We start from the raw sequence: 12,698 nt of genomic DNA on the forward strand, positions 1-12,698 counted from the left end.
TTATTTTTATGAACATATTTAAATCCCATTTCTGGTATAACAAAAACCAACGAAATGGGATTTTTTTGTTGGTAACGTTAATTATTGTTCTTCAAGTTTTTATTTTTGTTGATGGTTTTTCTTCAAATGAAATTGTAGATGTAAATAAATCAGAACTTATTGCTTTTCAAAAGCAAATAGATAGCTTAAAAATTGTTGAAATTGAAAATAGAAAACCAAAGATTTATCCTTTTAATCCAAATTATATAACAGATTATAAAGGGGAACAATTAGGAATGTCTATACTGGAAATTGATAGATTATTAGCTTTTAGAAAAACCAATAAATTTATCAATTCTAAAAAAGAATTTCAACAAGTAACAAAAATTTCAGATTCTTTATTAAATAAAATCTCTCCTTTTTTTAAATTTCCAGATTGGGTTTCTAAAAGAAATCAGGAGTTTGTGAAACAAAAATCAAGGTTGTCATTGCGAGGAACGAAGCAATCTGCTAGTGAAAGTTTAAAATACAAATTATCAACTACAGATATTAACAAAGCAACTGTAAAAGATTTGCAATCTATTAACGGAGTTGGAGATAAATTATCGGAAAGAATTATAAAGTACAGAAAGAGATTGCAAGGTTTTTCTTTAGTGAATCAATTGTATGAAGTTTGGGGTTTAGAAAAAGATGTAGCAAGTAAGGTTTTGTCTACGTTTAAAATAGTTGAAAAACCTCTAATTAAAAAGGTAAATATAAACACGGTAACATTTAAAGAGCTTCTTAAAAACCCTTATATAGATTATGATTTGTGTAAGAAAATTTTTAATTATAGAGATGCGGTAGCTGAACTTGAAAATATTTCAGAATTAAAAAATATCAAGGATTTTCCTATGGAAAAGTATAACAGAATAGTGTTATATTTGTTAGCTAAATAAACAAACAACAAACACATTTATTGGCTTATGAACAGTATGTATTTTACTGAAGAACATGAAGCATTTCGTCAAAGCTTTAAAGATTTTTTACAAAAAGAAGTGGTTCCTCATATAGAAAAATGGGAGAAAACTGGAAATATAGAACGTTTCATTTGGAAAAAATTTGGTGAAATGGGTTACTTTGGATTGTCAACTCCTGAGGAATATGGAGGAATGAATCTAGATCTTTTCTATACAGTAATCTTTTTAGAAGAATTACAGAAAATAAATTCAGGTGGATTTGCAGCGGCAATGTGGGCGCATGAATATTTAGCTATGACACATCTTAATAAAGAAGGTGATGATTTTATCAAGCAAAAATATTTAGTGCCAAGTGTAGAAGGAGATATGATTGGTTGTTTATGTATCACAGAGCCTTTTGGGGGAAGCGATGTTGCAGGTATGCGATCTACTGCAATAAAACAAGGAGATAAGTATATTTTAAATGGTTCAAAAACATTTATTACAAACGGGGTGTATTCCGACTATTTAATAGTTGCTGCAAAAACAGATCCTTCCGATAAGTATAAAGGAATTAGCATTTTTGTGGTTGATAGAAATGCAAAAGGGGTTTCTGCAACTAAATTAGATAAATTAGGTTGGCGTGCTTCTGATACCGGAGAAATTGCTTTTGACAATGTAGAGGTTCCAACTTCTAATTTAATGGGAGAAGAAGGAAAAGGCTTCCCTTACATTATGCAGCATTTTGCTTTAGAGCGATTAATTATGGGAATAAATGCTCATGCAAGAGCAGAATATGCAGTAGATTATGCTATAAATTATATGGAAGAGCGAGTTGCTTTTGGTAAATCTTTAGATCGTTTTCAGGCGTTAAGGCATAAGATTGCTGAAATGGCAAGTAGGGTTGATATGTGTAGAGAATATAATTACTCAATAACCAAGCGTTTAAACGATGGTCATTATGTGGTAAAAGAGGCAAGTATGTCTAAATTATTATCAACAAAAATGGCAGATGAAGTAATTTATGATGCTTTACAAATGTTAGGAGGTTATGGTTATATGGAAGATTATCCGATGGCACGTTTATTAAGAGATAGTAGATTAGGGCCAATTGGAGGAGGAACATCTGAAATTTTAAAAGAAATTATTGCAAAAATGATAATTGACGGTAAAGAATATAAGCCCGCAACTTAGTAAGAACGTTTTAAAGTGTTTAATTCTAAGTTATTTTAAAACTGTTTTTACTTGGGCGTTTCCTAAAAAGGTCGGGCTTTTCACTATATCTTTTTTGTGAAAAACAAAAAAGGATGTCGTTTCAATCTCTAACGCAAAATTGTAACTTCAAAAAATAATTTTAATTACTAATTGTCAATTCATAATTTGTAATTACATTTGCAGTCCAAAAAATAAACCAAATAGTTTTTAATAACTATTCAAAATATAAAGATACTATGAAGGGAGGTGCAAACTTATGTTAATTATACCTGTAAAAGAAGGAGAGAATATAGATAGAGCTTTAAAACGTTACAAACGAAAATTTGATCGTACAAAGACTATGAAGAACTTGCGTAACAGAAAAAACTTTACGAAGCCATCTGTAGCTAAAAGAGCTCAAAGAATTAAAGCGTCTTATGTTCAAAGATTAAGAACACAAGAAGAAGTAGGTTAGTAAAACTATAACTTTAACTAATTCTTAAAATATAAATCTCGTATTGAATTTTCAATACGAGATTTTTTATGCGCTAAATTTTGTAAATTTACAAACAACGAATAACGAACAACTTGATAGCTTCATTTTTAGATTATTTATCTCTTGAGAAAAAGTATTCTGTACATACCATTACAGCTTATAAAAACGATTTAATTTCTTTTAGAGATTTTTGTCTTACAGAATTTAATGAAGAAAACTTATTAGAAATACATTACAATCAAATAAGAAGTTGGATTATTAGTTTGGTAGATTTAGGAATATCAAACAAAAGTATCAATAGAAAAATTAGCTCTTTAAAATCATTTTATAAATATCTTCAAAAAACAAAACAATTAGATTTAAATCCGTTAGCAAAACATAGGGCTTTAAAAGTTGAAAAAAAAGTACAAGTTCCGTTTACGTCTAAAGAAATAAATAATGTAATTAATTCATTTGCAGAAAACAATTTTAAATCAGTACGAAATAAACTAATTGTAGAATTATTTTATTCAACTGGAATGCGAAGAGCTGAGTTAATTAATATTAAAGAAAGTGATGTTAGAGTTGCTAATAAAGCCATAAAAGTTTTAGGAAAAAGAAATAAAGAACGGTTTGTGCCTATCTTACCATCTGTAATTGAAACGATTAATAAGTATCAGAAATTAAAGATGGATATTTTAAGTACAAGTGATGCTTTTTTTGTTACAGAAAAAGGAAACAAAATTTACGAAACACTTGTTTACCGAATTATAAATTCGTATTTTAGTAACGTTTCTTCGAAGGTAAAAAAGAGTCCACATATATTAAGGCATTCTTTTGCAACACATCTTTTAAATGAAGGAGCAGATTTAAATTCGGTTAAAGAATTGCTAGGGCATTCTAGTTTAGCCTCAACTCAAGTCTATACCCATAATAGTTTAGATGCGATAAAAAAAGTGTATAACCAGGCTCACCCTAGGAGCGCTAAAAAAAAGAATGATTTATGAAAGTATTCATCCAGTCAGTAAATTTTAATGCAGATAAAGATTTAATAGCATTTGTAGAAAAAAAAGTAGGTGCACTTGTAAAATTTCATGACAAAATTGTAGATGCAGAGGTTTTTTTAAAAGTACAGAACACAAGTGATAAAGAAAATAAGATTACAGAAATAAAAATGAATATCCCTGGACAAGAGTTAATTGTTAAGAGAGATAGTAGGGTTTTTGAAGAAGGGGTTAATTCTGCAGTAGAATCTTTGAAAAGACAGTTAAAAAAATCTAAGGAAAAACATAGAGATTCATTAATTTCATAAAAAAAAATAAAAAAATAATTGTAAAATGTTTTAGAATAAAAAAAAACTTTATACATTTGCAATCCGTTAGAAATAGCGGGTTGTTTTTTTTGCAACAAAAAGCCGATGTAGCTCAGCTGGCTAGAGCAGCTGATTTGTAATCAGCAGGTCGTGGGTTCGAGTCCCTCCATCGGCTCAAAAAAAACAAAAGTTCATTAAAATAGTGATTTTACAGGGGAGATACTCAAGCGGCCAACGAGGACGGACTGTAACTCCGTTGACTATGTCTTCGCAGGTTCGAATCCTGCTCTCCCCACAAAATCACATATTGCGAAAGTAGCTCAGTTGGTAGAGCGTCAGCCTTCCAAGCTGAATGTCGCCGGTTCGAACCCGGTCTTTCGCTCAAATTAAATCAACCAAGCCGGTGTAGCTCAGTTGGTAGAGCGCATCCTTGGTAGGGATGAGGTCATGGGTTCAAATCCCATCATTGGCTCATTTAAAAAAGTATTAAATTAGACACTAAATATATTTAAACTAAGAATTAAAATCAATAATTATGGCAAAAGGAACTTTTGACCGTTCGAAACCACACTTAAATATTGGTACTATCGGACACGTAGATCACGGTAAAACAACTTTAACTGCGGCTATTACTAAAGTATTAGCTGATGCAGGATTCTCTGAAGCTAGATCTTTTGATCAGATTGATAATGCACCAGAAGAAAAAGAAAGAGGTATTACAATTAATACTTCTCATGTAGAGTATCAGACTGCTAATCGTCACTATGCGCATGTTGACTGTCCTGGTCACGCGGATTATGTGAAGAACATGGTTACAGGTGCTGCTCAAATGGATGGTGCTATTTTAGTAGTTGCGGCTACGGATGGTCCTATGCCACAAACTAGAGAGCATATCTTATTAGGTCGTCAGGTAGGTATTCCACGTATCGTTGTTTTCTTAAACAAAGTGGATATGGTTGATGATGAAGAGCTTTTAGAATTAGTGGATATGGAGGTTAGAGAGTTGTTATCTTTCTATGAGTATGATGGAGATAATGGTCCTGTGGTTTCAGGTTCTGCTTTGGGAGCTTTAAATGGTGAAGAAAAGTGGGTTAATACTGTTTTAGAATTGATGGAGCAGGTTGATGCATGGATTGAAGAGCCGTTAAGAGAGGTTGATAAAGATTTCTTAATGCCAGTTGAGGATGTGTTTTCTATTACAGGTCGTGGTACAGTAGCAACTGGACGTATCGAAACTGGAATTGCAAATACTGGAGATGTTGTTGATATTATTGGTATGGGAGCTGAAAAAATGACTTCTACTATTACAGGTATCGAAATGTTCCGTCAAATCTTAGATAGAGGTGAGGCTGGAGATAATGCAGGTATCTTATTAAGAGGTATTGCAAAAGAAGATATAAAAAGAGGTATGGTAATCTGTAAGCCAGGTTCAGTAACTCCACATGCTAAATTTAAAGCAGAGGTTTATATTCTTAAGAAAGAAGAAGGTGGTCGTCATACACCATTCCATAACAACTATCGTCCTCAGTTCTATGTTAGAACTACAGATGTAACAGGTACTATTAACTTACCTTCAGGAGTTGAAATGGTAATGCCAGGAGATAACTTAACAATTACTGTAGACTTAATTCAAGCTATTGCATTAAACGTAGGTTTACGTTTTGCAATCCGTGAAGGAGGTAGAACAGTAGGTGCAGGTCAGGTAACTGAATTATTAGACTAATATTTAATTAGTTTTTTAATTAATAATATAATAAGGGTGTTCCGTTTTTAACGGAACGCCTTTATCAATGAATAAGAAACGGACGTAGTTCAGCGGTAGAGCACTGGTCTCCAAAACCAGGTGTCGGGAGTTCGAATCTCTCCGTCCGTGCAAATTAAATATAATAGTAAGATGAATTTTATACAATATATAAAGGATTCTTTTGAAGAGTTAAATAACCATATGACATGGATCTCTAAAGAAGATGCGCAAAAAACTACGGTAACTGTGGCGGTTTTTACAATTATATTTGCTTTATCAGTTGCAGGTATTGACTACGTTTTTCAAACTGGATTAGATAACTTTTTTAAATTATTTTAAAGATTATGGCTGATTCAGTAATGAAATGGTATGTTGTAAGAGCAATTGGTGGGCAAGAAAATAAAGTGAAGGCCTATATAGAAACAGAAATTTCTAGAGTAGGTTTATCTGATTATGTTAGCCAAGTAATAGTACCAACTGAAAAGGTTGTTCAAATTAGAAACGGTAAAAAAGTAAATAGAGAAAAAGTTTACTTTCCTGGTTATATTATGGTTGAAGCAAATCTTTCAGGAGAGGTGCCTCATGTTATAAAATCAATAACTGGAGTAATTGGTTTTTTAGGAGAAACTAAAGGAGGTGAACCAGTACCAATGCGTAAGTCTGAAGTAAACAGAATGTTAGGTAAGGTTGATGAGCTTTCTGTACAAGAAGAAAATGTGTCAATTCCTTTTAATATAGGTGAAACTGTAAAGGTTGTAGATGGTCCTTTTAATGGATTTGACGGAACTATAGAAAAAGTTAATGAAGAAAAGCGTAAACTTGAAGTAATGGTGAAAATATTCGGAAGAAAAACACCACTAGAGTTAAGTTATATGCAAGTAGAAAAAATATAATTGTTACCAAATATATATACCGATTTATTTTTTGGCTTCCAACTTAAAATAAATCATTAAACATTTTTAAAATGGCAAAAGAAGTTAGTAAAGTAGTTAAGTTACAAGTAAGGGGAGGCGCAGCGAATCCATCGCCGCCGGTTGGACCCGCTTTAGGAGCTGCTGGTGTTAACATTATGGAGTTCTGTAAACAGTTTAATGCAAGAACGCAAGACAAACAAGGTAAAGTTTTACCTGTTGTTATTACTGTTTTCAAAGACAAGTCTTTCGACTTTGTTGTAAAAACTCCTCCTGCAGCAGTTCAGTTACTAGAAGCGGCCAAAATTAAAAAAGGTTCAGGAGAACCAAACAGGAAAAAAGTAGCATCAGTTACTTGGGATCAAATTAAAGTAATTGCAGAAGATAAAATGGTAGATTTAAATGCCTTTGAAATTTCTTCAGCAATGCGTATGATTGCAGGTACAGCACGTTCTATGGGATTAACAGTAAAAGGTGATGCACCAGCATAAACTTTATAAAAAGTAGTAAAATGGCAAAATTAACAAAAAAGCAAAAAGAAGCTCACGCGAAGTTAGATCGTTCTCAATCGTATGATTTAGCATCAGCTTCATCGCTAGTCAAAGACATTACCAATGTAAAGTTTGATGCATCAGTAGATTTAGCAATACGTTTAGGAGTAGATCCACGTAAAGCTAATCAAATGGTTAGAGGTGTAGTAACATTACCTCACGGAACTGGTAAAGATGTAAAAGTTTTAGCATTAGTAACTCCAGATAAAGAAGCAGAAGCTACAGCAGCAGGTGCTGATTATGTTGGATTAGATGAGTACCTTCAAAAAATTAAAGGAGGATGGACAGATGTAGATGTAATTATTACAATGCCAAGTGTAATGGGTAAATTAGGTCCTTTAGGTAGAGTTTTAGGTCCTAGAGGTTTAATGCCAAACCCAAAGACAGGTACTGTAACAATGGATGTTGCAAAAGCTGTACAGGATGTAAAAGCTGGTAAAATTGATTTTAAAGTTGATAAAACAGGAATCATCCACGCTTCAATTGGAAAAGTATCTTTTGATGCTAAAAAAATTGAAGAAAATGCAAACGAGTTAATACAAACAATTATTAAATTAAAACCTACAACTGCAAAAGGAACGTATGTAAAAAGCGTTTTTATGTCTAGTACAATGAGTCCTAGTATTGCTGTTGAAGTAAAAGCTGTTTAATACGTTAAATTATAATTATGACTAGAGAAGAGAAATCACAAGTAATACAAGATTTAACAGCAACATTAGCAGATACAAATACTTTATATTTAGCTGATATATCTGGATTAAATGCAGATACAACCTCTAATTTACGTAGAGCTTGTTTTAAAGCAGGTATTCAGTTATCAGTTGTTAAAAACACGTTACTTGCGAAAGCAATGGAAGCATCAGACAAAGATTTTGGTGATCTTCCAACAACATTAAAAGGTAATACTTCTATGATGATTTCTGAAGCAGCAAATGCTCCAGCAAAATTAATCAAAGAATTCAGAAAAAAATCTCAAAAGCCATTATTAAAAGGTGCTTTTGCAGAAGAATCTGTATATATTGGAGATGAACAATTAGATGCTTTAGTAGATATTAAATCTAGAGAAGAATTAATTGGGGATATCATTGGATTATTACAATCACCAGCTAAAAATGTTATTTCAGCATTACAATCAGGTGGTCAAACACTTTCAGGTATTATTAAGACTTTATCTGAAAAATAATTACGCGCACAAATAAACTATAATAAACAAAATTAAAAACAAGTAAAATGGCAGATTTAAAAGATTTCGCAGAACAATTAGTTAACTTAACAGTAAAAGAAGTTAATGAATTAGCTACTATCTTAAAAGATGAATATGGTATTGAGCCAGCAGCAGCAGCTGTAGCTGTAGCAGGTCCAGCAGCAGGAGGAGATGCGGCAGCTGATGAACAAACTGAATTTGATGTTATCTTAACAGCAGCAGGAGGTTCTAAATTAGCAGTTGTAAAATTAGTTAAAGAATTAACTGGTTTAGGTTTAAAAGAAGCTAAAGGTATCGTTGATAGCGCGCCAGCAGCAGTAAAAGAAGGAGTATCTAAAGATGAGGCTGAAGGTCTTAAAAAATCTTTAGAAGAAGCAGGTGCTGAAGTAGAGCTTAAGTAATTCTTGCTCCCGATTTCGATTTTTTTCGAAACGGGAAAACAAATATAGGTTTAGGTACTAAAAAATTATTTTTTTAGTCCTAAACCATTTTGTGTATATATTAGTTATTTATTTTAATTAAGATTTTAATCAAAAATACATTCTCTTTTGGCAACGAAAAACACCACTGAAAGAATTAACTTCGCAACATCTCAATTAATAAAAGAGTATCCAGACTTTTTGGATATTCAGGTAAAATCTTTCCAAGATTTTTTCCAACTTCAAACGAAAGCAGAAGAAAGAGGTGAAGAAGGTTTATATAAAACCTTCATGGATAATTTTCCAATAACAGATACAAGAAATCAATTTGTATTAGAATTTTTAGACTACTTTGTAGATCCACCAAGATACAGCATTCAAGAATGTATTGAAAGAGGTCTTACACATAGTGTGCCATTAAAAGCACGTTTAAAATTATACTGTACAGATCCTGAACATGAAGATTTTGAAACTATAGTACAAGACGTTTATTTAGGTACTATACCTTATATGACAAATTCTGGAACATTTGTAATCAATGGAGCAGAAAGAGTTGTAGTATCTCAATTACACAGATCTCCGGGGGTTTTCTTTGGACAATCTTTTCATGCCAATGGTACAAAATTATACTCTGCAAGGGTAATTCCTTTTAAAGGTTCTTGGATTGAGTTTGCAACTGATATCAATCAAGTAATGTATGCTTATATTGATAGAAAGAAAAAATTACCAGTAACTACTTTATTTAGAGCCATAGGTTTTGAAAGAGATAAAGATATATTAGAAATTTTTGATTTAGCAGAAGAAGTTAAAGTGTCTAAAGCTGGATTAAAAAAAGTATTAGGACGAAAATTAGCAGCTAGAGTTTTAAAAACTTGGCATGAAGATTTCGTTGATGAAGATACTGGAGAAGTTGTATCAATTGAAAGAAATGAAATTATTTTCGATCGTGATACAATTTTAGAAAAAGAACATATAGATGAAATTATAGAAGCAGGTGCTAAAACGGTTTTACTTCATAAAGAAGATAACCATATGGCAGACTATGCTATTATACATAATACATTACAGAAAGATCCTACAAATTCTGAAAAAGAAGCTGTAGAACATATTTATAGACAATTACGTAATGCAGAACCGCCAGATGAGGAAACTGCAAGAGGTATTATAGATAAGTTATTCTTTTCTGAACAAAGATATAATTTAGGCGAAGTTGGACGTTTTAGAATGAACACTAAACTTCAACTAAATGAGCCTATAGATCAGAAGGTATTAACGAAATTAGATATTATTACTATCATTAAATATTTAATTGAATTAATTAATTCAAAAGCAGAAGTAGATGATATTGATCACTTATCAAATAGACGTGTTAGAACTGTTGGTGAACAGTTAGCAGGACAATTTGGTGTTGGTTTAGCTCGTATGGCTAGAACAATTCGTGAGCGTATGAACGTGCGTGATAATGAGGTGTTTACACCAATTGATTTAATTAATGCAAAAACATTATCATCAGTTATTAACTCATTCTTTGGTACAAACCAGTTATCTCAGTTTATGGATCAAACAAATCCATTAGCAGAGATTACTCATAAGCGTAGATTATCTGCACTTGGACCTGGTGGTTTATCAAGAGAAAGAGCAGGTTTTGAGGTACGTGATGTTCACTATACTCATTATGGTCGTTTATGTCCAATTGAAACTCCTGAGGGACCAAATATTGGTTTAATTTCTTCACTTGCTGTTTTTGCAAAAGTGAATAATTTAGGTTTTATTGAAACACCTTATAGAAAAGTAGATAATGGTGTAGTTGCAAATGACAAGCCTATTTATTTAAGTGCTGAAGAAGAAGAGGGTATGAAAATTGCTCAATCTAATTTAGAATTAAAAGAGAATGGTGCTATTGTTTTAGATAGAGTTATTGCACGTGAGGAAGGAGATTTTCCAGTAGTTAATCCAGATGCGATTAATTATATGGATGTTGCTCCAAATCAAATTGCTTCTATATCTGCATCTTTAATTCCGTTCTTAGAACATGATGATGCCAACCGTGCATTAATGGGATCTAATATGATGCGTCAAGCAGTTCCATTATTACGCCCAGAGTCTCCAATTGTTGGAACAGGTTTAGAGCGAAGAGTTGCAAAAGATTCTAGAATTTTAATCAATGCAGAAGGAAATGGTGTTGTTGAATATGTAGATGCAAATAAGATTACAATTAAGTATGATAAAACTGAACAAGAACAATTAGTTAGTTTTGAATCTGATGAAATTTCTTATAATTTAATAAAGTTTAGAAAAACAAATCAAGGTACATCTATTAACCTAAAACCAATTGTTGAAAAAGGAGATAGAGTTTCTGAAGGTCAAGTTCTTTGTGAAGGTTATGCTACACAAAAAGGAGAATTAGCTTTAGGTAGAAATATGAAAGTAGCCTTTATGCCTTGGAAAGGGTATAACTTTGAGGATGCGATTGTAATTTCAGAAAAAGTTGTTCGTGAAGATATATTTACTTCTATTCATATTGATGAGTATTCTTTAGACGTAAGAGATACTAAATTAGGAACTGAAGAGTTAACTAATGATATTCCAAACGTATCTGAAGAAGCTACCAAAGATTTAGATGAAAATGGAATGATAAGAATTGGAGCAGAAGTAAATCCTGGTGATATCTTAATTGGTAAAATTACACCAAAAGGAGAATCTGATCCAACTCCAGAAGAAAAATTATTAAGAGCTATTTTTGGTGATAAAGCAGGTGATGTAAAAGATGCATCATTAAAAGCTTCTCCATCATTAAGAGGTGTAGTAATTGATAAAAAATTATTTAGAAGAGCCGTAAAAGATAAAAACAAGAGATTAAGAGATAAAGAAGCTGTAGCTACTTTAGAAGCATCTTTTGTTGGTAAATTTGAAAGTTTAAAAGATATTTTAATCGATAAGTTATTTACACTTATCAGTGGTAAAACATCACAAGGTGTTTATAATGATTTAGGTGAAGAAGTTTTACCAAAAGGTAAAAAATACACACTTAAAATGTTAAACTCTGTTGATGATTATGTTCACTTAACAGGAAATTGGACTACAGATAACGATTTAAATAGTTTAGTAGGTGAACTAGTTCATAACTATAAAATTAAAGTAAACGATTTACAAGGTAATTTAAGAAGAGAGAAGTTTACAATTTCGGTTGGAGATGAATTACCAGCAGGAATTTTAAAACTAGCTAAAGTTTATATTGCCAAAAAGCGTAAGTTAAAAGTAGGTGATAAAATGGCAGGTCGTCATGGTAATAAAGGTATTGTTGCTCGTATTGTAAGAGCAGAAGATATGCCTTTCTTAGAAGACGGAACTCCTGTAGATATTGTACTAAACCCATTAGGTGTACCTTCTCGTATGAATATTGGTCAAATTTATGAAACTGTACTTGGTTGGGCAGGTCAAAAATTAGGAACTAAATATGCTACACCAATTTTTGATGGAGCATCTTTAGATCAGATTAATGGAATTACTGATGAGGCAGGTGTACCAAGATTTGGACATACTCATTTATATGATGGTGGAACAGGTAAACGTTTCGATCAACCAGCAACAGTTGGTATCATTTATATGATTAAGTTAGGACACATGATTGAAGACAAAATGCACGCGCGTTCTATTGGACCATACTCATTAATTACACAACAACCATTAGGTGGTAAAGCACAGTTTGGTGGTCAGCGTTTTGGAGAGATGGAAGTTTGGGCACTTGAGGCTTATGGAGCATCAAGTATATTAAGAGAAATCTTAACTGTAAAATCTGATGACGTTATGGGTAGAGCTAAAACATACGAAAGTATTGTTAAAGGTGAAACTATGCCAGAACCAGGTTTACCAGAATCGTTTAATGTATTAATGCATGAACTTAAAGGTTTAGGTTTAGACGTTAGATTAGAAGAATAAATTTTTTCAGTAACCAGTTTTCAGTAGCAATT

General features: G+C 32.1%; 13 protein-coding genes and 5 tRNA genes. All 18 read left to right on the plus strand.

The window, feature by feature from the left end; all coding sequences use genetic code 11:
* The first annotated feature begins 8 nt into the window (after window positions 1-8).
* Entirely contained in the window at window positions 9-917 is a 909-nt protein-coding gene (locus tag Q0733_RS07565) for a helix-hairpin-helix domain-containing protein (RefSeq protein ID WP_298780867.1), read from the plus strand.
* Between the two features lie 27 nt (window positions 918-944).
* Complete coding sequence (locus tag Q0733_RS07570) at window positions 945-2,111, plus strand: acyl-CoA dehydrogenase family protein (RefSeq protein ID WP_298780870.1); 1,167 nt, start codon at window positions 945-947, stop codon at window positions 2,109-2,111.
* Window positions 2,112-2,388: 277 nt separating this feature from the next.
* Complete coding sequence (gene rpsU, locus Q0733_RS07575) at window positions 2,389-2,586, plus strand: 30S ribosomal protein S21 (RefSeq protein WP_015480739.1); 198 nt, start codon at window positions 2,389-2,391, stop codon at window positions 2,584-2,586.
* Between the two features lie 113 nt (window positions 2,587-2,699).
* A complete protein-coding gene (locus Q0733_RS07580; protein ID WP_298780874.1) occupies window positions 2,700-3,593 on the plus strand; it encodes a tyrosine-type recombinase/integrase in 894 nt (297 codons plus the stop codon).
* Window positions 3,590-3,898, plus strand: a complete 309-nt coding sequence (gene raiA, locus Q0733_RS07585) for a ribosome-associated translation inhibitor RaiA (protein WP_298780875.1) — start codon at window positions 3,590-3,592, stop codon at window positions 3,896-3,898. The genes Q0733_RS07580 and raiA overlap by 4 nt, the downstream gene beginning before the upstream one ends.
* 101 nt (window positions 3,899-3,999) lie before the next feature.
* A tRNA-Thr gene (locus Q0733_RS07590) sits at window positions 4,000-4,073 on the plus strand.
* A gap of 38 nt (window positions 4,074-4,111) precedes the next feature.
* Window positions 4,112-4,193: transfer RNA gene (locus tag Q0733_RS07595), tRNA-Tyr, on the plus strand.
* A gap of 14 nt (window positions 4,194-4,207) precedes the next feature.
* Window positions 4,208-4,280: transfer RNA gene (locus Q0733_RS07600), tRNA-Gly, on the plus strand.
* A gap of 17 nt (window positions 4,281-4,297) precedes the next feature.
* A tRNA-Thr gene (locus tag Q0733_RS07605) sits at window positions 4,298-4,370 on the plus strand.
* Between the two features lie 63 nt (window positions 4,371-4,433).
* Entirely contained in the window at window positions 4,434-5,621 is a 1,188-nt protein-coding gene (gene tuf, locus Q0733_RS07610; RefSeq protein WP_298780877.1) for an elongation factor Tu, read from the plus strand.
* Window positions 5,622-5,699: 78 nt separating this feature from the next.
* Window positions 5,700-5,771 (plus strand) — tRNA-Trp (locus Q0733_RS07615).
* A gap of 21 nt (window positions 5,772-5,792) precedes the next feature.
* Window positions 5,793-5,981: a preprotein translocase subunit SecE gene (gene secE, locus Q0733_RS07620; RefSeq protein ID WP_298780879.1), complete on the plus strand. Its 189-nt coding sequence runs from the start codon at window positions 5,793-5,795 to the stop codon at window positions 5,979-5,981.
* A gap of 5 nt (window positions 5,982-5,986) precedes the next feature.
* The gene (nusG, locus tag Q0733_RS07625; RefSeq protein WP_298780881.1) at window positions 5,987-6,535 is read left to right on the plus strand and encodes a transcription termination/antitermination protein NusG; all 549 of its coding nucleotides are present in this window, start codon (window positions 5,987-5,989) and stop codon (window positions 6,533-6,535) included.
* Between the two features lie 71 nt (window positions 6,536-6,606).
* Window positions 6,607-7,044 carry a 50S ribosomal protein L11 gene (gene rplK, locus Q0733_RS07630; protein ID WP_298780885.1) on the plus strand — a complete coding sequence of 146 codons (438 nt, stop codon included), beginning with the start codon at window positions 6,607-6,609 and terminating at the stop codon, window positions 7,042-7,044.
* A gap of 20 nt (window positions 7,045-7,064) precedes the next feature.
* Window positions 7,065-7,754: a 50S ribosomal protein L1 gene (gene rplA, locus Q0733_RS07635; RefSeq protein WP_298780888.1), complete on the plus strand. Its 690-nt coding sequence runs from the start codon at window positions 7,065-7,067 to the stop codon at window positions 7,752-7,754.
* A gap of 17 nt (window positions 7,755-7,771) precedes the next feature.
* The gene (gene rplJ, locus Q0733_RS07640; RefSeq protein ID WP_298780891.1) at window positions 7,772-8,287 is read left to right on the plus strand and encodes a 50S ribosomal protein L10; all 516 of its coding nucleotides are present in this window, start codon (window positions 7,772-7,774) and stop codon (window positions 8,285-8,287) included.
* A gap of 47 nt (window positions 8,288-8,334) precedes the next feature.
* Complete coding sequence (gene rplL, locus Q0733_RS07645; protein ID WP_298780893.1) at window positions 8,335-8,709, plus strand: 50S ribosomal protein L7/L12; 375 nt, start codon at window positions 8,335-8,337, stop codon at window positions 8,707-8,709.
* Window positions 8,710-8,856: 147 nt separating this feature from the next.
* The gene (rpoB, locus tag Q0733_RS07650; RefSeq protein ID WP_298780895.1) at window positions 8,857-12,666 is read left to right on the plus strand and encodes a DNA-directed RNA polymerase subunit beta; all 3,810 of its coding nucleotides are present in this window, start codon (window positions 8,857-8,859) and stop codon (window positions 12,664-12,666) included.
* The last annotated feature ends 32 nt before the right edge of the window (window positions 12,667-12,698 follow it).

It is taken from the genome of uncultured Polaribacter sp. (genome assembly GCF_947500975.1).
Classification (GTDB): Bacteria; Bacteroidota; Bacteroidia; order Flavobacteriales; family Flavobacteriaceae; genus Polaribacter.